Source organism: Limnohabitans sp. (assembly GCF_046052765.1).
Lineage (GTDB): Bacteria > Pseudomonadota > Gammaproteobacteria > Burkholderiales > Burkholderiaceae_C > Limnohabitans.
In genome coordinates this window covers 24,449-45,221 of sequence record NZ_JAVLFQ010000054.1, presented here as the reverse complement: position 1 = coordinate 45,221, position 20,773 = coordinate 24,449, and the positions used below count along the sequence as shown (strand labels likewise).

Sequence of the window (20,773 nt, the reverse complement as noted above, 5' to 3'; positions counted from 1 at the left end):
TTAAGATTTCACACGTCTGACAAACAAAGGAATTTTTTTGATCAAATTGGCAATCAAAGAGCTCCCTGAATGGACCACTACCGCACCATCAGGGCTGCCCATATCGGTGGATGTCCATACCCAGCCAAAAGGAGGAGAGCCAAACCAAGTCTGGTTCAAGGCCGGGTCCGAGCAGCTTTTTTCACTCAAACCTTCCAGCTCTGCTTGGGTAGGTAAGCGCCATTTGGCTTCGCTGGCAGACTTGGTGGCAGTGAACCAGTCTTGGGCAGTCGCAGCCCCTGTGCAGGCCGTGCCATTCCACTGCATACCCACCACACAACGCTGCCAGACCAAGCCGGTTTCTTTGTCTTTGACTTCAGTGCCATTGGCATTGGCAGCTTCGTAACGGCTGTCCGGTTTGGTCAGCGGTGAATCCGCAAAACAAGCCGCATGACTGACGCTGGCAGCCAGCAGACTGGCAGCGACACAAAATAACGAGGTGGTGTATTTCATTTATGCATTTCAAAAAAATTAAGCCAGCGCTTGGCGCATCTGATCGATCACCGCTTTGTAATCCGGCTTGCCAAAAATAGCACTGCCAGCCACAAACGTGTCTGCACCGGCATCGGCAACAGAACGGATATTGTCGGGCTTGATGCCGCCGTCAACCTCTAAACGGATGTCGCGTCCACTGGCCTGTATGCGTTTGGCAGCATGCTCGACTTTACGCAAAGCAGAATCGATGAAACTTTGCCCGCCAAAGCCGGGGTTGACACTCATGATCAAGATCAAATCAATGTCATCTATCAGCCAGTCCAGCACATCCAAAGGTTCGGCTGGATTGAACACCACGCCGGCCTGACAACCGGCCGCCTTGATGGCTTGTACGCTGCGGTGGGCGTGGCTAGAAGCGTCGGGGTGAAAGCTGATCAAGTCAGCGCCGGCTTGGGCAAAAGCCGCCGCCAATGCGTCCACCGGTTGCACCATCAAATGCACATCAATAGGGACGGCAACACCTGCAGGCGTTTTGGCATGCGGCTTGAGCGCCTGGCACACCATAGGGCCGAAAGTCAAATTGGGCACATAGTGGTTGTCCATGACGTCAAAGTGAATCCAGTCGGCACCGGCGGCGACAACGTTTTTCACCTCCTCGCCCAGGCGGGCGAAATCGGCGGACAAAATGGATGGGGCGATGCGGTAGGTGGTAGTCATGGGTGATTATGGTGTGAGAATCGGCATTTCCCCTTTATTCTGACTGATTCTCCCTCACCCCATGGCTAACTACAAACTCAGCGTGGAAGTCACGCCACATTACCTGCCCGAGCAATCCAGTCCGGACGACGGTTTGTTTGCATTTGCCTACACCGTGAATATAGTTAACCACGGTGATATAGGCGCCCAAGTCATCTCCCGCACATGGCATATCAACGATGCTGAAGGTATGCACGAAAAAGTCAAAGGCTTGGGCGTGGTCGGACACCAACCTCTGTTGCAACCGGGCGAGAGCTTTGAATACACCAGCGGCACCCGCTTGCGTACACCTACTGGCACTATGCACGGCAGTTATTTTTGCGTCGCTGTCGATGGCGAAAAATTCGATGTCGATATCCCCATGTTTGTGTTGGACGCTTTGAGCGACTCCGGCAGCAAGCGGCGTATGCATTAAACAGCATGGGTGAATTTGATCTGATTGCCCGCTATTTCACCCGTCCGACCAGACGGGCGGTGCTGGGAGTCGGCGACGATTGCGCTTTATGGCAACCGCAAGCCGGCATGCAGCTCGCAGTGTCGTCGGACATGCTGATCGAAGGCCGTCATTTCCTCAGCACAGTTGCACCCCAGCGCTTAGGCCACAAGGCCTTGGCTGTCAATTTAAGTGACATGGCTGCCAGCGGCGCCAAACCTTTGGCGTTCACACTTGCGCTGGCATTGCCAAGGGTTGACGAGAGCTGGCTCAAAGGTTTTTCTGACGGCATGATGGCTTTGGCTGACGAGTACCAGTGTGAGTTAATCGGCGGCGACACCACCCAAGGTTGCTTAACTATTTGCATCACCGTGTTTGGCGAATTGCCACCAGGCGATGCATTGTTGCGAAGCGCAGCCCAAGCAGGGGACGACATTTACATCAGCGGCACGGTAGGTGACGCCAGGTTGGCGCTGGAGATATTTCGCGGTAATGTGTCTCTTTCCAGCGCAGACTTCGAATCAGTCAGGCGGCGCTTAGAGCAACCCCAGCCGCGCGTGGCCCTAGGCATGGCCTTACGCGGCATCGCCAATGCATGTATCGATGTCAGTGACGGGGTGGTAGGCGATTTAGGCCAGATACTTAAAGCGTCTCAGGTCGGCGCAGTTTTAACCACAGACTGGGTACAGGACAGCGCCGCCATCACTGCAGCCATGCAAGCCCTGCCTTTTGCCAAACGCTTGGACATGGCTTTGTCTGGTGGAGATGACTACGAATTGCTTTTCACCGCCTCCCCTGACCAAGCGCAAGCGGTACAAGAGGCTGCAAACGACTGCGACATCAGTGTCACTTGCGTGGGCCGCATCACCAGTGGCAGTGGACTGCAGGTGCTGGATGCAAACGGTCTGCCACTGTCGCGACGGTTTGCTTCGTTTGACCATTTTTTGTAAAGATGCATCTCCATGTCATTTGATACCCAAGGCCATGCGGCCCGTTTCATGTGGTCACACCCAGCCCATGTGTTAGCCATGGGTTTTGGGGCTGGCCTGAGCCCTCGAGCGCCAGGCACGGTAGGCACGTTGTGGGCATGGGCTGCGTATGGTTTGTTGAGTGTGTGGTTAACCACGGCAGAGATGGGGTATTTGATCGCTGTTTCTCTGCCTATCGGTTGGTGGGCCTGCACCCTGACAGCAGAACATATGCAAGTGCAAGACCCCAGCGCCATAGTATGGGATGAAATAGTCGCTTTTTGGATGGTGTTGTGGCTATGGATGCCAGTGGGATTGGCCGGGCAGTTGGTGGCCTTTGTGTTGTTTCGCTTGTTGGATGCGCTCAAACCCGGACCGGTAGGCTGGGCAGACCGCCATTTCCACGGCCTGGGTTGGCGTGGTGGTTTTGGCATCATGTTTGACGATATCGTGGCAGCGTTTTGCACGCTGTTGTTTATTTCTCTATGGCAGGCCACCAGATGAACGTGACTGAAAACACAGAAAGACTTTCAGCTATTTTGTTGCAACGCGGTTGGATGTTGGCCACGGCTGAAAGCTGCACGGGCGGCATGATCAGCGCTGGTTGCACTGCGCTTGCCGGTTCGAGCCAATGGTTTGAACGCGGCTTTGTGAGTTACAGCAATGACGCCAAACATGAATTGCTAGGTGTTCCTTTTGCATTGATCGACTTGCACGGAGCGGTCAGTGAAACAGTGGCGCAGGCCATGGTACTGGGCGCGTTGAATCACAGCAAAGCGCAAGTGGCTTTGGCCGTCACCGGTATTGCAGGACCTAGCGGCGGCAGCCGCGCCAAGCCCGTGGGAACCGTGTGTTTTGCCTGGGCGTTGCCCAGCGACAACGGTCCAACGCTGGGGGCTGAAACCGCTTGGGTCAAAGTTGAAACCTGCCATTTCGAGGGTGACCGTGCAACCGTCCGCGGGGCCACACATGCGCATGCCGTTGAGCGTCTACTGGCTTTACTCAATCACCGTGGTTGACCGCTGTCTCGTTCATCAGAAACCATTGTTACCGGCTTGATGATGGTCATGCGCTATCGCTAGACTGGGTCAAGTGATCTTTGGCACAGGCATCACAGATGAATGGTGCGACACGATCTGGTCAATGCCAGCCACAGACCGCCACACAAAAGTAAAGCGTGCCTCGGCGCTGACCTCCACAGCATTTTCTTGCGACACAAAACGGCAACTGCCAATCCCTATTTGCATGCCGATGTCATGGCGGATTTGGTGCGACAACACATGCACTTGAACTTGGCGGCCAGAATCAAATACTTGTTGAAAATAACCGCAGACCCCATGCCGACCCTCAATCGATTGCGTGGCGTAAGTGCCCCACAACACAGCGTCATTCGCATAACAATGACGCATGGCGTTCAAATCAGCGCTGTTAAAGGCTTGTACCCATGCACGCAATGCGTCTGGCAACGGCGTGTTTGCTGTTTGTACGGCGCGACTTTCTGGGTGAAGCAACACTTGACGCAAATCAGCCATGGCCCGCGCCAATTGAAAGTCCAGCAGCGTTAAACCGCCTGCATCATGCGTGGTCAGTTGCACCGTCAAGCGGTCGTACACATTCATCCATTCAGGATGGTGGTTCATCTGTTGCGCTACCTGCGCCACAGCGGTCATGAATTCGAAAGCTTGATGGAAGTCGGCAAACTTGAAGTCAGCTTGCAGTTTCTTATCGTGAATACGCCATTTCACAGATGCGCTTGCATTCAATAGCAACAAGGCTTGACTGATCTGATCGTCTGTCATTCGCAATGACATAGCTTCTCCGCTTATGAAATGACTAATGAGAGTGTAGTTGCTGAGACACAGTCACCGACAATCTGGCCAAGCGGTTGGTCAATCGCAGCACTTGTTTGTCCTTGCTCAGTAACAAGGCTTGATGTACCACCGCAAGATCTATAAATTTTTGATCATCTGGGTCTTTGCAAACATAAGGGGCACGCACAGCCATCGATTGGATATGTGCATATTTATCAAATTGCGCCATCACAGCTTCCACAGTGATGTGTTGACGCAGTCGGCGCTCGGTGATGTGCGGGTATGTCAACACACGGCAGAGTTCTTCTCGCATGCTCAACGTGGCTACCCAATGTATACGGCCTTCTTGCAACGCATTCAGCAACGCAGTGGTAGCAGGGTCTTGGTAAATCCACAGATCCAACAAGATATTGGTGTCAAGTACCACCTTGGGAGGATCGGTATTGTCTGGCTTCATGGCATCTGGATTTCTATCTTGTCGCTCCAAGGTCATGACCGACAAAGCCAACAGACCCTCATTCACGGCCAGACACAGGCGTTTCAGATCGCATCGATCCCGCTTGTAATTCAAAGCGAAACATTCGGCATTCGATGGGACCGTTCCACATCGGCACTTTGCGTGATTCTTTCAAACGCATGCGCCCAGGCAATTTCAAATCTGGCGTCAACACCCAGGCGCGCCAACCCGCATAATTTTTCTTCCAATGGCTGGCCAACTGAGTGAAAAAGTCGCCGCCGTCTTGCACTTGCCCCGTTTCTCTGCCGGTTTTGGGGTTTGCGCCTGGGTCTGCGTCATCATCGAAAGAGGGCGAGTGATCAGCACGAAAGCCACGCTTGGAACTGCCCGCTACACCAGCGGTCTCTATGCGTTCTCCGTAAGGTGGATTCACCAACATGATGCCTGGCGTGTGACCGGGCGGCATGCGTTGCAAAGCGTCGCCACCTCGTAATTCAATGACATGCGCCACGCCGGCACGCTCGGCATTGCGTTTGGCGAAATCAACCATGCGAAAAGCCACGTCACTGGCAAACACCGGTGCTCGCGGCGCACATTGCATTGCCGCCGCCTGTTCTTTAAGTTGCTGCCACACATGGGCATCAAACATACGCAAACGCTCAAAACCAAAGCGCCTGTGTGCACCCGCAGCGATGCGGCAAGCGATTTGCGCGGCTTCAATAGCGATGGTGCCACTGCCACAGCATGGGTCATACAAAGCCAAACCTTGCTCGACACCTGCCAGCGGGATTTGCGCAGGCCGTGTTTCACCGGGCGCATACACCGGCGGCATGCTCCATGCACTGGCCGCCAACATGGCGGCCGCCAAGGTTTCTTTGAGCGGCGCGTCCCCCTTGTCTTCGCGCCAGCCACGTTTGAACAAGGGCTCACCGCTGGTGTCTAGGTAAATGCTTTGGGTTTTTTCGCTCAAGTGCAGATGTATGCGCACCGCCGGTCGCTGCGTGTCAACATCCGGTCGCACGCCCGCTTTGTCGCGGAACCGGTCTGCCACCGCATCCTTGACTCGCAGTGCGGCAAAGTTCAAGCTCTTGAGCGGGCTGTGTTGCGCGGTGAAATCAATGCGAAAACTCTCACGCGGCGTGAACCACATTTCCCATGCAACGTTGGCGGCAGCGTTGTAAATATCTTGCTCGCTCAGGTAAGGTGCATTGGCCAGTTGTATCAACACCCGCATGCCCAAGCGGCTGTGTAAATTTAAAAGCAACGCGTCGCGCCATGACGCTTGCAATTGCACACCGCCTCTGAGGGTTTGCATGGCAGTTGGCGGCAAACCCGTGATGTGTGCCACTTCGGCAGCCAGATAAGCCTCCACCCCGGCGGCGCAGGGGACAAACAGGTTCAATGCATTCACAGCGTTTTTCGCAGGTTGGTAGGCGCTATGCGCAAAGCTTCTCGGTATTTGGCCACCGTGCGACGCGCGCAATCGATGCCTTGCTCCTTGAGCATGTCAGAGAGTTGGTTGTCCGACAAGGGTTTTTTCGGGTTTTCGCTGGCGATCAATTGTTTGATGAGTGCGCGCACCGCCGTGCTTGACGCATTGTTGCCGCTGTCCGTGCCCAGCCCCGAGCCGAAAAAATATTTCAATTCAAAGGTGCCGTAGGGCGTGTGCATGTACTTGGCTGTGGTGACGCGGCTGATGGTGGATTCGTGCAAACCCAGCTCTTCTGCAATTTCACGCAACACCATGGGCTTCATGGCGAGTTCGCCATGAATGAAAAAACTTTTTTGTCGCTGCGTGATGGCATTGCTCACGCGCAAAATCGTTTCAAAACGTTGCTGGATGTTTTTGATCATCCAACGCGCTTCTTGCAAGCGTTGTTGCAATCCGGCGTGGCTGTCGCCCTTGCTGCCTTTGAGGGCATTGGCGTAAATGTCGTTCACCTTCAGGCGCGGCATCACCTCTGGGTTGAGCATGGCGCGAAATTGAGGCAGTCCCTGCTTGTCTAATCCGCTGGCAGTGACCAGCACATCAGGCACCACCACATTACGCTCCACATCGACAAAGCGACGTCCGGGCTTGGGCTCTAGGCGTGCAATCAGCGCCATGGCCGTCTTGACCTCCAACTCGCTGGCCCCAATAGCCATCACCAAGCGTTTGACATCGCGCTTTGCCAGCAACTCCAACGGCTGTTTACAAATGGACAGAGCACACGCGCGCACGTGCGCTCGTTCTTCAGTATCCGCAGGTATGACTTGCAGTTGCAAGCGCAAACACTCGCCCAAATCTCGCGCACCCACGCCCGTGGGCTCCAAGCTTTGCAACAAACCCAAGGCCACATGAAAGCGATGCACCAGCTCTTCACATTGTTCGATATCGTCGCCCGCCAGACTTTCAGCCAGCGTTTGAAAGCTGTCTTCCAGATAACCATCATCATTGAGGGACTCGATCAGAAAACGCAAGGCAGCGCGATCCGTGTCATCTAATCGCAGGGACAAGGCTTGACGGTGCAAATATGCGGTGAGGGACTCCTGGTTACGTGCCAATTCGGTGGCCTGCGCTTTTTCATCGTTGTTGTTATTGTTATTGCTCGCCGGTGCGTCGCCTCCCCACTCGCTGTCATCCGGCGAAAACTCGACGCTGCCGTCTCCGTCCCAACTTTCAGCCACACCAGCCGCATCCAACGGCGCATCCGAGGCTTCACTGGCAGTCTCCACCCGCACCTCACTGACGCGATCCATCGGGCCTTCCCAAACGTCGTTATCAGCTTCTGATTCAGACGGGGTTGCTATGGCGTCTTCCTGCGCCAGCCCGAAGTCTTCACGCGGCGCGAGGTCTTCCATTTCTTTTTCAAGAAACGGGTTGTCGTCCAGCATTTGTTCAATTTCCTGACTCAACTCCAAGGTGGAGAGTTGCAACAAACGGATCGACTGCTGTAACTGAGGCGTGAGTGCCAGGTGTTGCGAGACGCGCAGTGAGAGGCCTTGCTTCATGCTGCGTTCCGTGCCTTACATGCGGAAATTTTCACCCAGGTACACCCGCCGTACCTCTGGGTTATGAATAATGTCCTGCGGCTTGCCTTCGGCCAACACCCGACCCTCGCTGATGATGGACGCATGGTCGCAAATGCCCAGGGTTTCACGCACATTGTGGTCGGTGATCAACACACCAATGCCTTTGGCCTTGAGAAAACCAATGATGCGCTGAATTTCAAGCACGGCAATCGGGTCAATGCCGGCAAATGGCTCATCCAGCAAGATATAACGCGGTTGAGTAGCCAAGGCGCGGGCAATTTCTACACGGCGACGTTCGCCACCAGAGAGAGCCAGCGCCGCAGATTCACGCAAGTGCTCGATGCGCAGTTCCTGCAATAAACCCGTTAAACGTTGCTCAATCTCAGTTTTGCTCAAGGATTTGCCGTTGCCATCGGTTTGTAATTCAAGCACAGCACGCACGTTGTCGGCGACATTGAGTTTGCGAAAGATGGAAGCCTCCTGCGGCAGGTAACTCAGGCCCATGCGCGCTCTCAGGTGAATGGGTAAATGCTCAACAGGGACGCCGTCAATAGAAATCGTGCCGCCGTCAGCCCGCACCAGCCCGACAATCATGTAAAAAGAAGTGGTTTTTCCCGCGCCATTAGGGCCTAACAAACCCACCACTTCGCCCTTGTTGACCGAAATCGACACATCTTGGACCACGCGGCGACCCACATAGGATTTTTGCAAATGCTGCACCTGCAAACCGTCAGCGGTGGCGGCTGCGGTGAGGGCCATTATTTGGCGGCCTCGTCACTTGGCTTGGGAGACAACACGGCACGGATACGGCCCGTGCCATTGCCAGGTTTGTTGCCCCCCACCTTGCCGTCTACAGTGAACTGGTCGGTCAAGTTTTCATACACAATCCGTTGCCCTGTCATCTGATCACTCAGCACCGTGCCACGGTAACGTCTGAAGTCAGCACGACCCAGCAAAACCACCTTGTCTGCCTTGCCATCGTATTCAATCGACTCACCCTCGCCTTCAATCCACTCATCTACACCTTCACGCTTTTGGCGAAAAAAACTGCGCTGACCCGCCAAGGGTTTGATCACACCATACTGGTAACCATCAGGATCTTGGCGGACTTCAATACGGTGGCCGCGCATGGTGATGGTGCCTTTGGTGGCCAAAACTTTGCCCGTGAAAATGCTGACCTGTTTGAGCTCGTCATGGTCCAATGAATCCGCTTCCACATTCATCGGTTTTTTTCGATCGGCTGCCTCAGCCATGGCCAATGAAGGCGTGAGTACGAACAGGCTGAGAATGAGGGCTAGGGTTTTCAAGGCACGAAAATTGCTGTAGTGAACAATCCTCGCATTGTAGGGGTATAAACCAGCCGCTTAATCAGCGCCCCTTGCGAATCTCGTTGACCAAAAAGTCAGTGATCTGCAAAGCCCGCTCCATGCTGCCGGACAAACTGCCATCCACATAAAAACGTCCACCTATGCCGAGCGCGGGTACGCCCTCCACCTTGAACTGTTCTTGCAGTTGCGCCGCACGACGGGCCTTGCTGACGACAGAGAACGAATTGAACAACCCGGTGAATTTGGCAGCGGGTATGCCATTTTTTTCCGCCCATGCAACCAGTGCATCTTGCTTTTCAAGGGTTTGTTTTTCAATATGAATAGCGGCGAACATCTTGGCATGTAATTCTTCCACTTTGCCCAGCGCTTCAAGCACGTAGTAAGCGCGTTGCTGTGGTTCAAAGGTCTCTCTGAAACGCACCGGTACGCGACGCAATTCGACATCCTTGGGTAATTTTTTACTCCATGCACTAAGCGTGGGTTCGAACGCATTGCAATGCGGGCAGTTGTACCAAAAAAACTCCAGCACCTCAATCTTGCCTTTGGCAGATTCACTGGGGAGTGTCTTGGACAACGCCAAGTAATCGGTTCCGGCTTTGAAGGCTGTTGGCTGAGCCTGTGACGCGGGCCAATAGCTTAACAAGGCACTTGCCAACGCAGTGCTACCAAGAGATGTGAATTGACGGCGTTTCATGACAATACCTTTCTGGTTCAACGTTGCACGCGAATCAATGCGGATTCGAATTTATTTGTTTTCAATTGCGCTTGAATTTGTTCTGCCTGCGACTTGCTGTCGTAGGGACCGACACGCACGCGGTAAATCACTTTGCCATCTTGATCGCGCTGTGAAATCACAGGCTCAAAACCGGCGAGTGCCAGTTTGATGCGTTGGCTGTCAGCCTCAGCGCTGTTGAGAAAGGCGCCCACTTGCACCAAGTACTGAAACGCATCGGCTTGTTGCGCTTTGCTGGCTGCCAATTCGCCCAAGGGATCCTCCGAGGTGGAGGCGCTTGGCGCCGTTGGCGCTGGCGCTGCCACTTCACCTGGCTTGCCAAGTTTGATTGTTTCTGAAGGCGTATTGGCGCCAGGGTTCTTGCCGTACAAAGGAGCGTTCGGATCCCAGTCTTTGTTTTTCTTTTCCTCTGCCGCATCTTGTTCGGCATTGCGCGTCAGCCCTTTGTTCAAAAACGGAATCGGCACCTTGGTGACGTAAACCGCCACGCCCAGCGCTACCGTCAGCCCGACGACCAAGCCCAAAATAAAACCCACCAAAGTGTTGCCGCGCTGCAAGAAAAAATGTCCCATGTGATGTACCTTTACATGCTGATCGGTGCATCCACACCCAGCAGATTCAATCCGTTTGACAAAACCTGTGCGGTGGCTTTGACCAAAGCCACTCTGGCGTCTCTGGTGTTGACGTCCTCCACCAGTATGCGCTCTGCATCGTAATAGCTGTGATAACAGGCGGCCAAGTCACGCAGATAAAACGTCAAATCATGCGGCGCCATGTCTGCGCAAGCCTGTGTCAGTGTCTGCGGATAACGCGCGAGCAACATCATCAGTGCCTGTGCCGGTGGGCTGTTAAGCGGCGTGAGGTCGACGTTACACAAACCTTCAAGCGGCATCTGTGATTGCGTTTGCCAAGTGCTCAAAATCGAACAAATGCGAGCGTGTGCGTATTGCACGTAGTACACCGGATTTTCATTGTTTTTGGCGCGCGCCAAATCTACGTCGAACACATAATCGGTGTCTGCTTTGCGGCTGAGCAAAAAGAAACGCACCGCGTCCTTGCTGGTCCACTCGATCAAGTCGCGCAAGGTCACATAACTTCCTGCTCGCTTGGAGATTTTGACTTCCTCGCCGGCGCGCATGACGCGCACCATGGTGTGCAATAAATAGTCTGGGTAGCCTTGAGGAATATGCAATTGCTGTTGCACTGAAGCGGCCTGCAAGCCAGCGCGTACCCGTGCAATCGTGCCGTGGTGGTCGGTGCCCTGGATGTTGATCACTTTGGTGAAACCGCGCTCCCACTTGGCTAAATGATAAGCCACATCAGGCACAAAATAGGTGTAACTGCCGTCGGACTTGCGCATCACGCGGTCTTTATCGTCACCGAAATCGGTAGAGCGCAACCACAAGGCGCCGTCTTGTTCATAGGTGTGGCCAGAGGCCTGCAAACTCGCCACCGCAGCCTCTACACGACCATCGCTATACAAACTGGACTCGAGGTAATAGTGGTCAAACTTGACAACAAAGGCCTTCAAATCCAGGTCTTGTTCACGGCGCAAATACGCCACCGCAAAGTCGCGGATGTTGTCTATGTCGTTGATATCGGCACTGGCAGTGAAGCTGCGGTCATCTGCAGTGACGGTTTTCTTGGCCAAGAAGTCTTGCGCAATGTCGGCAATGTACTCACCGTTGTAGGCGTTTTCTGGCCATTGCGGATCCCCGGGCTTGATGCCCTTGGCACGGCACTGCGTAGAAATGGCCAGGGTTTGAATTTGTACGCCAGCGTCGTTGTAATAAAACTCGCGGTGCACCGACCAGCCTTGGGTTTCAAACAAATTGCAAATCGCGTCACCCAATGCGGCCTGTCTGCCATGACCGACGTGCAAGGGTCCGGTCGGGTTCGCAGAAACAAACTCAACCAGTAATTTTTGTCCGTGCTTTGCTTGAACACCGTAAAGCGCCTGGGCACGCAACACTTCAACCACCACCTGCTGCTTGGCTTCAGGCTTGAGGCGCAAATTCAAGAAACCTGGCCCGGCAAGCTCGATGGCTGAGACCCAGCGTTGTCCCGCTGTAGACGCCAACAAAGTGCTGCGTAATTGCTCGCCGAGTTCGCGCGGATGGCGACCCAAAGGTTTCGCCAATTGCATGGCGGCAGTGACGGCCCAGTCTCCATGCGAAGCCACTTTAGGCGTTTCAAAACGGGCCTTATCGCCACTCCCGGGCGACAAAGTTTCCAAGGCAGTGGTCAGCGCTGCCAGCAGATCTTGCTGAACCTGTTGCATATAGGCCGGTCAGAAGCGGTAGCTGACTCCAACGTTCAATGCATTGGTAATCAGATTGGTTTTGAGACGGCCGCCGTCAATCGCCACGTTCATTTTCATGTAGTGCATCTGGAAGTCGGTGAACACACTCCATTTGTCGCTGTAAGGGTAGCTAAAGCCTGCGAGCACAGTCGCAACCGGGCCGCCGTACTGGTAGCCAAATGTTTTGCTGCTGCCGGTCCATTGAACTTCCACGTGGGGCGCAGAAATACCCAATCCTGCGCCGACATAAGGTTTGATGTCCCTGTATGAAAACCTGCGCATAGCAATCACCGTGATGGGGTTGGCGCCGTCAGTGAATTCGAGCGTTGTATAGCCAGTCTTGTCACTTGAGCTGCCCTGATCGGTTGAGATAGCTTTGGTGTGGGCGTAATTGACCGCATAAGCCCAATCGTCGTCTAACCAACGGGTATAACGCCATCCGGCATAAATAGGAAAGGTAAATGATTGCGCTTTCCAACCGGTATAAAAGGTGGTGTTGGCTTTGGTGTTGACAACGTCTGAGTGAGGGGAGCTTTGAGCGCCGCCAAAAATGCCGAACTCAGACTCAGCTAACGCCAGCGAACAAGCACCGATGGTCAGTGCTGTGACAACAAGTTTGAAAAATTGCACAACGAACTCCTAAAATACAAAATTATCGGTGAAAACCCCGACCTTCCATTTTTCCCATCAGAAAGCCTTGAATGACTCAGCGCACATCACTTTACAAACTCCATGTGGCCTCCTCCTTGTATCACTTTATTGACCAACAAGTACTGCCAGGCACGGGTGTATCCAGTGTCACTTTTTGGAAGGGGTTTGACCAACTGGTGCAAGACTTGGCGCCGAAAAATGCTGCTCTGCTGAGCGAACGCGACCGGCTACAAACCGAGTTAGACCAATGGCATCAATCCCATCCTGGCCCGGTGGCTGACATGAAGGCTTATCAGGCGTTTTTGCACGGTATCGGCTACCTCGTGCCGGTACCCGCCAAAGCCAAAGCCACCACATCTCATGTGGATGCTGAATTGGCTGTGCAGGCAGGCCCGCAATTGGTGGTGCCGATTTTGAACGCCCGCTATGCCTTGAACGCCGCCAACGCACGCTGGGGTTCACTGTATGACGCTTTGTACGGCACTGACGTCATATCTGAAGACAACGGCTGTGCCAAAGGCCCGGGCTACAACGACAAACGCGGCGCCAAAGTCATTGAATACGCCCGCTATGTGCTGGACCGCACCGTGCCTTTGAAAAAGGGCTCACACATCGACTCCACCGGCTATGCCGTGGTCAAAGGCGCTTTGGTGGTGTCTTTGAAAGGCGGCAAAACCTCTGCGTTGTCAGACCCCACACAATTGGTTGGCTACCAAGGCGATGCAGCCCACCCCTCGTCCGTGCTGTTGGTTCACAACGGCTTGCACTTGGATATACAAATCAATCCGAAAAGCCCGATTGGAGCCACCGATCCGGCAGGCGTGAGCGACTTGGTGGTCGAAGCCGCACTCTCCACCATTTTGGACCTGGAAGATTCCGTCGCCGCCGTGGATGCCGAGGACAAACTGCTGGCCTACAGCAACTGGTTAGGCATTTTGAAAGGCACGCTGACAGAAGATGTCACCAAAGGCGGCCACAGCTTCAAACGCGGCCTCAACCCCGACCGGGTGTACCACTCACCCAAGGGCAACGCCGAGGTGAAACTACACGGGCGCTCGCTGCTGTTTTTACGAAACGTTGGCCATTTGATGACGAATCCAGCCATTCTGTTTGACGGTGCCGATGGCCTCACACATGAAATTCCTGAGGGCATCATGGACGCCATGGTCACCACCGCGATTGCTTTGCATGATTTACAAGGCCATGGTGCCAACGGCATCCGCAATTCACGCACTGGCTCGGTCTATATCGTCAAACCCAAAATGCACGGGCCTGCTGAAGTGGCTTTTGCGTCTGAATTGTTTGGCCGAGTTGAGCAGATTCTGGGTTTGCCCGACAGCACCGTCAAGCTCGGCATCATGGACGAAGAGCGCCGCACCAGCGTCAACCTCAAAGCCTGTATCGCTGCTGCAGCCAGCCGCGTGGCGTTCATCAACACCGGTTTCTTAGACCGCACCGGCGACGAAATGCACACCGCCATGCACGCCGGTCCCATGCTGCGCAAAGGCGATATGAAGAGCAGCGCGTGGATCGCCGCCTACGAGAAAAACAATGTGTTGGTCGGCTTGTCATGCGGCCTGCGCGGCAAAGCGCAAATCGGCAAAGGCATGTGGGCCATGCCCGATTTGATGAAAGCCATGATGGAGCAAAAAATCGCGCATCCTAAAGCCGGTGCCAACACCGCCTGGGTGCCCAGCCCAACGGCAGCGACGTTGCACGCCATGCACTACCACCAACTGCTGGTGAGTGACGTGCAAAAGGAACTTGAAAAGATCGACGCTGATAAACAACACGCTGCTTTATTGAAAGACTTGTTGACCGTGCCCGTCGTTGCCAAAGCCGATTGGAGCGAGGCTGACAAACAGCAAGAACTGGACAACAACGTCCAAGGTATTCTGGGCTATGTGGTGCGCTGGGTCGACCAAGGGGTGGGCTGCTCCAAAGTGCCCGATATCCACAATGTCGGCTTGATGGAGGACCGCGCCACGCTGCGCATTTCCAGCCAACATATCGCCAACTGGCTCAAGCATGGCGTGGTCAGCGAAGCGCAAGTTCGCGCTACCTTTGAGCGCATGGCGGCGGTGGTCGACAAGCAAAATGCCGGCGACCCCTTGTACCAACCCATGGCCGCTCACTTCACCACCTCCAAAGCCTATTTGGCAGCCACCGATTTGGTGTTCCACGGCATGACCCAACCCAGCGGTTATACAGAACCGCTATTGCATGCTTGGCGATTGAAAGTCAAAGCGGCGGTCTGATTCGGTCAAACCACTCGCCGCAACAACTGTGGCAAGGTCAAGCGGTAGCGATTGACCTTGCTCCACCAATTTGAAAATGATGCGCAGTGCTCTGGCTGCGCCGGCCACAAGCGAGGTGCGCTGTGCCTTACCCAAGGCACGCCAGGCCAATCGGGCAAGCTGCGGTGGTCCCAGACATGCACAGCTTTGGCTTTGCTTAATATCTCAGCCAAACGTGTGGCATCTTCAAACCAGCAGTGTGATGCCAGTTGATGCATGCCCTTGGCAACAAACTTCCATCGGGCCATGCTCCACGGTCTGTCTTGCGTCCATTCGTACCAACAGGCAGCCACACGCATGACATCTGCCGGCGCATCGAGAGGCGGCTTATCGGTCAATGACCAAGGGTGTATCCACCAGACATGGCGGCCGATCAACTTATCCGCCGCGATGCCTGCTGGTAACAAATCGAATTCTGCTGGTGGTCGGCTGAGTAGCTCTGGTTCGTCAATGCGTGCAAACGCTTGGGCTGTTTGTGTGAATGTGGCACGGCTGCGTGCAATCATGTCGATGATGTCTTTTTCCTGATCGATCACCGTGTTTTTGCTGTGCCACATTTCTGGTGCATTGACACTCACATTGTCTGCATTGAATAAATAGGGTTTGCTGCTGGCGGTGCCTGCCACCCATTGCCAACTCAAGTCATTGCTAGCGACATCACCATCCAGCAAATGGCTGTACATCCAATCGGCACCGACGCGCCAATGCACTTTGCGTATGTGCACGAGATAACTGGCCAGCCATAAACGAGCGTGGTTATGTACATAACCGTTGAAATACAACTGTCTCACCGCTTGGTCGATCACAGGAATACCACTGGCACCACTGCGAACATCGGCCGGCAGGTCCAAGCTGTAGGCATCTTCAGGCAATACGCCTGGGTGCAAATTGTTGTGTATCGCATCGCCCAACATTTCATGCACATGCTGAAAATATTCGCGCCAAGCCAACTCGTAAATAAACTTATGTTGTGCCCCCATGCGATGCACCTGATACATGTAATCAGCCACCTCAGGAACGCTTAATATGCCGTGGGTCAGATAAGGGGACAGCATACTGACAGCGCCTTGTACATGGTTGCGCGTCTGTGCATATTCAAAAGGCCTGACAGCGTCTAACCGCTCTTTGGCAGCGTACGCATAAGGCTCAAATAAACTTTGTTCTATAAAGACCTTCATCACTCGAAATAGGTGGTGTGCATGGTCATTGTGAACTATATTAATCGGCCAGACGACGCTCGAGTGCAGTCATGAACATGGCGGGTACATCAAAGCCGGTTTGGTCAGTGATTTCTCTGAAGCAGGTGGGACTGGTGACGTTGATTTCGGTCAAACTGTCTCCGATGATATCCAGACCCACCAGCAACAAACCGCGCGCGGCCAGCACCGGTCCGAGCGCCTCGGCGATTTGCCTGTCACGCACGCTCAAGGGCTTGGCCACGCCTTTGCCGCCGGCGGCCAAGTTACCGCGCACTTCATTGCCCTGCGGAATTCTTGCCAGCGCAAAAGGAACCGCTTCTCCGTCAATCACGAGAACACGCTTATCCCCTTGTGTGATTTCAGGCAAAAACGTTTGCACCATCACACTGACAGCGCCGTTGTGGTTCAAGGTTTCGATGATGCTGCCCAAATTCAAACCATCGGCCTTGACCCGAAAAATACCCATACCGCCCATGCCGTCCAATGGCTTCAAGATGATGTCATGGTGCAATGCATGAAATTCGCGAATGGCTTTGGCGTCGCGCGTGACCAGTGTAGGCGGGGCAAAAGCCGCAAATTCCATCAATGACAACTTCTCAGGATGCTCACGAAGTGCCTGCGGACTGTTGAACACACGCGCACCTTCGCGTTCAGCCTGGCTCAATAAATGGGTGGCATAAAAATACTCATTGTCAAATGGTGGGTCTTTGCGCATGACGATAGCGTCTAGGCTGCATAAACTTCGGTTCGCTTCAGCAGTGACAGTGAACCAATCCACGCAACGGCCAGTCAATTTCAACTGATGCATGCGAGCACTGACCAGCCCACCGCTTTGCCAAAACAGCGCATCGGTACCGCAAACCCAGACCGTATGCCCGCGCAGTTGGGCTTCGCGCATCATGGTGAAGGTGCTGTCCTTTTCGATATGAAAAGAAGCCACAGGATCGCAAACAAACAATATGTTCATGGCGCTAGGGTAACAGCGAACGGATCGGTCACCTAATCCGGGTTCAGATTTCTATTTTGCTACCCATCTCCACCACCGAATTGCTGGGTAAATTCAAAAAGTCTGCAGCAGCGCTGGCATTGAGGTACATCTGTGCAAACAATTTCTCGCGCCACTGCGACATACCGCCGCCAACGGTCGGCACAATGCTGTCACGCGACAAAAAGTAACTGGTGTTCATGGCGTTGATCTCGCCAACCTGTCCGCGCATCAAGGACAGCGCAAACGGCACATCCGGGTCATCCATGAAACCGTAATGGACGATGACTTGCCAGCAACTGTTACCCAAATCGGCGACTTCAACGCGTTTGTCATTCACCACCCAAGGTATTTCATGGTTACGTACCGTGACAAACAGGTTTTGCGCATGCAAGACCTTGTTGTGTTTCAGGTTGTGCAGCATGGCGTTGGGAACTATGCCGTCCTCAGACGTCAAAAATACAGCGGTGCCTTCCACCCTGGTAGGTGGCGCCAAGAACAAGGCTTCTAAAAATGACGCCAGACCCATCGATTCATCACGTGTCTTGTGGTGAAGCAACGAGCGCCCGTCTCGCCATGTCAGCATCAACGTCAATATCAATCCGCCGATGAACAAGGGAAACCAGCCGCCGTCGGCCAGTTTCAACAAATTGGAACTCCAAAAAGCCAGGTCGACCAAGAAGAACACTGATGTCGCCGCAATGCACAACCACAAGGGGTATTTCCACGCATAACGGATAACGAAAAATGTCAGTACAGTGGTAATCAACATGTCTGTACAAACTGCAATGCCATAGGCTGCAGCTAGGTTGCTAGATGTTTTAAACATCACCACCGCCAGCACAATGACCACAAACAAGCCCCAATTCACCAGTGGCATGTAAATCTGCCCAGTGTCTTTGGCGCTGGTGTGCAAAATTTGCAAGCGAGGCAAAAAGCCGAGTTGAATGACTTGCTTGGTCACACTGAAAGCGCCGGTGATCAAGGCCTGAGAGGCGATCACGGTGGCGGCAGTTGCTAACACCACCAATGGAATCAATGCCCAATCGGGTGCCATATTGAAAAACGGGTTGTCCACCGCGCCCGGGTCACTCAACAACAAAGCCCCCTGTCCAAAATAATTCAGCGTCAGGCAAGGCATGACGATGGCAAACCAAGCCAGACGAATCGGTTGTTTACCGAAGTGTCCCATGTCCGCATACAGCGCTTCTCCACCTGTCACGCACAAGACCACGGCACCTAAAATGATGAACGCTGTGAACGGTTGGTTCCAAATGAACAAGACAGCGTAATGCGGGCTGATGGCCCACAAAATCTCTGGGTGCCCAACGATGTGGTAGAGCCCCAGCACCGCGATTGCAGCAAACCAAACCATGGTGATAGGACCAAAGAACTTGCCTATGCCGCCTGTACCGCGTTTTTGTACGGCAAACAAACATAACAAAATCAGCAAGGTCAAAGGTATAACGGCTTTTTTAAACGTGGGGGAAACGACTTCCAAACCCTCTACGGCCGATAGCACGGAAATAGCCGGGGTGATCACACCGTCGCCATAAAACAAGCAAGTGCCAAAAATACCCACTACCAGCAACACGCTGCGCAAGCGCGGTTTATCTCGCACCGAGGAAGATGCCAAGGCCAGCATGGCCACCAGACCGCCCTCGCCATTGTTGTCGGCGCGCAGCACCAGCGTTACATACTTGAGGGAAACAATGAAAGTCAACGTCCAAAAAAAGATGGACAAAATGCCGTAAACGTTATCTGGGGTAAATGCCACGTGGCCTGAGCCAAACACTTCTTTGACGGAGTACAGCACGCTGGTACCGATGTCCCCGTAAACCACCCCAATGGCACCCAATGTCAAACCAGCCAACGAAGATTGCTGGTGGTCTTGGCTGATCGCTTCGCTCATAAAACATCGAGCGACATTTGCCGCCCTACCGGTAATCTAGGAAGCACAAAGTTTAACGATTTTGCAACGCAGCAAACGAGTTATTTTTTACTCGTACACCTCGGCGTCCGGGTCGGTGGCTTCCAGTTCATAACTGGCGGCCAGCATGGCCAGACGGGCAATCACCCCATACATGTAAAAGCGGTTAGGCGCACTGGCTCCGGGTTTCATGCCTGGCTGTGGTGTGTGAGCGCTTTGCTCAAATGCCAAAGGAACGAAACTGGAGCCGGGGGCGTTCAGGTTTTCATCAATGCCGCGTTCAGCATGCACCCGGTAAAAACCGCCGACGACATAGCGGTCCATCATGTAGACCACCGGCTCAGCCACCGCGTCATTGATGCGCTCGTTGGTCTGCACGCCCTCTTGAATGATGACCTGGTTGACCTCTTGACCGTCTTTGACCACGCTCATTTTGTTGCGGGTTTTGCGGTTAAGCACCTCCAGGTCTTTGACATCGCGCACGGTCATGATGCCCATGCCATAGGTACCGTTGTCGGCTTTGACAATGACAAACGGTTTTTCGTGGATGCCAAATTCCTTGTATTTGCGACGGATTTTGGTGAGCAGCGCGTCGACATTGGTGGTCAGGCATTCCATGCCTTCACCTTCTGCAAAATTGACCTCGCCACATTGGCTGAACATGGGATTGATCAGCCAAGGGTCTATGCCTATCATTTTGCCAAATCGTTTGGCCACTTCCTCGTAATTGGCAAAGTGCACACTTTTACGTCGCACACACCAACCAGCATGCAAAGGTGGCAGCAGGTATTGCTCGTGGAGGTCTTCAAGGATACCTGGGATACCTGCGCTTAAATCGTTATTCAACAAAATCGTACACGGGTCAAAGTCTTTCAAACCCAGTCTGGTTTTACTGCGGATGATGGGTTCGAGCATCAGGCTGTCACCATTGGGCAGTTCAAAGGATGTATTTTCTTTGATGTCGGGATTGATAGAGCCGATGCGTACATTCAGTCCGGCCATATTGAAGATGCGCGCAAGTTGCGCGACATTGCTCAGGTAAAACGTGTTGCGTGTGTGGTTCTCGGGTATTAGCAACAGGTTGCGGGCTTCGGGGCAGATTTTTTCTATCGCTGCCATGGCGGCTTGCACTGCCAGTGGCAGCATCTCGGGTGTGAGGTTGTTCCAGCCGCCGGGGTACAAGTTGGTGTCTACCGGTGCGAGCTTGAAGCCTGCGTTGCGGATATCGACCGATGAATAAAAAGGCGGTGTGTGCTCCATCCATTCCAAGCGAAACCAGCGCTCGATAGCCGGCATGGAATCGATGATGCGCTGCTCGAGCTCGTTGATGGGGCCGGTCAGTGCGGTAATGAGGTGGGGACCCATGGGGCTTGTTGTCTCGTGTGTGTGTAAGAGGTGGGGGGGATTTTGACAGTTTCAAGCGAAGGGCTTGTGACA

The 20,773-nt window shown here is 53.8% G+C and carries 20 protein-coding genes and 2 pseudogenes; 5 read left to right on the top strand and 17 right to left on the bottom strand.

The features are described from left to right. Complete coding sequence (locus AC9UG7_RS07510; protein WP_509586177.1) at positions 1 to 492, bottom strand: Lcl C-terminal domain-containing protein; 492 nt, start codon at positions 490 to 492, stop codon at positions 1 to 3. Positions 493 to 510: 18 nt separating this feature from the next. After that, positions 511 to 1,191: a ribulose-phosphate 3-epimerase gene (gene rpe, locus AC9UG7_RS07505; RefSeq protein ID WP_509586175.1), complete on the bottom strand. Its 681-nt coding sequence runs from the start codon at positions 1,189 to 1,191 to the stop codon at positions 511 to 513. A gap of 61 nt (positions 1,192 to 1,252) precedes the next feature. Here rpe and apaG point away from each other — a divergent pair, with 61 nt between their 5' ends. Genes apaG through AC9UG7_RS07485 form a run of 4 tightly spaced genes read left to right on the top strand, consistent with a single transcriptional unit; the run spans position 1,253 to position 3,650 of the window. Beyond that, complete coding sequence (gene apaG / locus AC9UG7_RS07500) at positions 1,253 to 1,645, top strand: Co2+/Mg2+ efflux facilitator ApaG/CorD (RefSeq protein WP_509586173.1); 393 nt, start codon at positions 1,253 to 1,255, stop codon at positions 1,643 to 1,645. Between the two features lie 5 nt (positions 1,646 to 1,650). Further along, positions 1,651 to 2,613 carry a thiamine-phosphate kinase gene (gene thiL, locus AC9UG7_RS07495; RefSeq protein WP_509586171.1) on the top strand — a complete coding sequence of 321 codons (963 nt, stop codon included), beginning with the start codon at positions 1,651 to 1,653 and terminating at the stop codon, positions 2,611 to 2,613. Positions 2,614 to 2,625: 12 nt separating this feature from the next. Beyond that, positions 2,626 to 3,135 carry a phosphatidylglycerophosphatase A family protein gene (locus AC9UG7_RS07490; RefSeq protein WP_509586169.1) on the top strand — a complete coding sequence of 170 codons (510 nt, stop codon included), beginning with the start codon at positions 2,626 to 2,628 and terminating at the stop codon, positions 3,133 to 3,135. Then, on the top strand, positions 3,132 to 3,650 hold the full coding sequence (locus AC9UG7_RS07485) for a CinA family protein (protein ID WP_509586167.1): 519 nt from the start codon (positions 3,132 to 3,134) through the stop codon (positions 3,648 to 3,650). Before AC9UG7_RS07490 ends, AC9UG7_RS07485 begins: the two co-directional genes overlap by 4 nt. A gap of 69 nt (positions 3,651 to 3,719) precedes the next feature. Here the strand turns inward: AC9UG7_RS07485 and AC9UG7_RS07480 are convergent. The 11 genes and pseudogenes from AC9UG7_RS07480 to AC9UG7_RS07430 form a co-directional block, all read right to left on the bottom strand. After that, positions 3,720 to 4,076 (bottom strand): annotated as a pseudogene (locus tag AC9UG7_RS07480) (nuclear transport factor 2 family protein); the annotation flags it as partial. Positions 4,077 to 4,166: 90 nt separating this feature from the next. Further along, positions 4,167 to 4,430: pseudogene (locus tag AC9UG7_RS07475) on the bottom strand (4a-hydroxytetrahydrobiopterin dehydratase); the annotation flags it as partial. Between the two features lie 34 nt (positions 4,431 to 4,464). Then, positions 4,465 to 4,965 carry a putative toxin-antitoxin system toxin component, PIN family gene (locus AC9UG7_RS07470; RefSeq protein ID WP_509586165.1) on the bottom strand — a complete coding sequence of 167 codons (501 nt, stop codon included), beginning with the start codon at positions 4,963 to 4,965 and terminating at the stop codon, positions 4,465 to 4,467. Beyond that, entirely contained in the window at positions 4,958 to 6,310 is a 1,353-nt protein-coding gene (locus AC9UG7_RS07465; RefSeq protein ID WP_509586163.1) for a THUMP domain-containing class I SAM-dependent RNA methyltransferase, read from the bottom strand. The genes AC9UG7_RS07470 and AC9UG7_RS07465 overlap by 8 nt, the downstream gene beginning before the upstream one ends. Continuing rightward, positions 6,307 to 7,890: an RNA polymerase factor sigma-54 gene (locus AC9UG7_RS07460; RefSeq protein WP_509586161.1), complete on the bottom strand. Its 1,584-nt coding sequence runs from the start codon at positions 7,888 to 7,890 to the stop codon at positions 6,307 to 6,309. The genes AC9UG7_RS07465 and AC9UG7_RS07460 overlap by 4 nt, the downstream gene beginning before the upstream one ends. Before the next feature lie 15 nt (positions 7,891 to 7,905). Then, positions 7,906 to 8,670, bottom strand: coding sequence for an LPS export ABC transporter ATP-binding protein (gene lptB, locus AC9UG7_RS07455; protein WP_509586159.1), 765 nt, complete (start codon positions 8,668 to 8,670; stop codon positions 7,906 to 7,908). Then, positions 8,670 to 9,218, bottom strand: a complete 549-nt coding sequence (lptA, locus tag AC9UG7_RS07450; RefSeq protein ID WP_509586157.1) for a lipopolysaccharide transport periplasmic protein LptA — start codon at positions 9,216 to 9,218, stop codon at positions 8,670 to 8,672. The genes lptB and lptA overlap by 1 nt, the downstream gene beginning before the upstream one ends. 61 nt (positions 9,219 to 9,279) lie before the next feature. After that, entirely contained in the window at positions 9,280 to 9,933 is a 654-nt protein-coding gene (locus tag AC9UG7_RS07445; RefSeq protein ID WP_509586155.1) for a thiol:disulfide interchange protein DsbA/DsbL, read from the bottom strand. A gap of 17 nt (positions 9,934 to 9,950) precedes the next feature. Then, complete coding sequence (locus tag AC9UG7_RS07440; protein WP_509586153.1) at positions 9,951 to 10,544, bottom strand: SPOR domain-containing protein; 594 nt, start codon at positions 10,542 to 10,544, stop codon at positions 9,951 to 9,953. Between the two features lie 11 nt (positions 10,545 to 10,555). Further along, on the bottom strand, positions 10,556 to 12,253 hold the full coding sequence (gene argS / locus AC9UG7_RS07435; protein WP_509586151.1) for an arginine--tRNA ligase: 1,698 nt from the start codon (positions 12,251 to 12,253) through the stop codon (positions 10,556 to 10,558). Positions 12,254 to 12,262: 9 nt separating this feature from the next. Then, complete coding sequence (locus tag AC9UG7_RS07430; protein ID WP_509586149.1) at positions 12,263 to 12,904, bottom strand: outer membrane protein; 642 nt, start codon at positions 12,902 to 12,904, stop codon at positions 12,263 to 12,265. A gap of 71 nt (positions 12,905 to 12,975) precedes the next feature. Between AC9UG7_RS07430 and AC9UG7_RS07425 the strand changes: the two genes are divergently transcribed. Then, on the top strand, positions 12,976 to 15,183 hold the full coding sequence (locus AC9UG7_RS07425; protein ID WP_509586147.1) for a malate synthase G: 2,208 nt from the start codon (positions 12,976 to 12,978) through the stop codon (positions 15,181 to 15,183). A 5-nt stretch (positions 15,184 to 15,188) separates the two neighbouring features. Here AC9UG7_RS07425 and AC9UG7_RS07420 read toward each other — a convergent pair whose 3' ends face one another. The 4 genes from AC9UG7_RS07420 to gshA all read right to left on the bottom strand — a co-directional run bounded on the left by AC9UG7_RS07420 (position 15,189) and on the right by gshA (position 20,701). After that, on the bottom strand, positions 15,189 to 16,400 hold the full coding sequence (locus AC9UG7_RS07420; protein ID WP_509586145.1) for an FAD-binding domain-containing protein: 1,212 nt from the start codon (positions 16,398 to 16,400) through the stop codon (positions 15,189 to 15,191). Between the two features lie 40 nt (positions 16,401 to 16,440). Next, positions 16,441 to 17,388 (bottom strand): glutathione synthase, encoded by a 948-nt coding sequence (gene gshB, locus AC9UG7_RS07415; RefSeq protein WP_509586143.1) that lies wholly within the window; start codon positions 17,386 to 17,388, stop codon positions 16,441 to 16,443. Between the two features lie 43 nt (positions 17,389 to 17,431). Then, complete coding sequence (locus AC9UG7_RS07410) at positions 17,432 to 19,318, bottom strand: potassium transporter Kup (RefSeq protein WP_509586141.1); 1,887 nt, start codon at positions 19,316 to 19,318, stop codon at positions 17,432 to 17,434. Positions 19,319 to 19,405: 87 nt separating this feature from the next. Continuing rightward, positions 19,406 to 20,701, bottom strand: a complete 1,296-nt coding sequence (gene gshA / locus AC9UG7_RS07405; RefSeq protein ID WP_509586139.1) for a glutamate--cysteine ligase — start codon at positions 20,699 to 20,701, stop codon at positions 19,406 to 19,408. Positions 20,702 to 20,773: the final 72 nt, after the last annotated feature.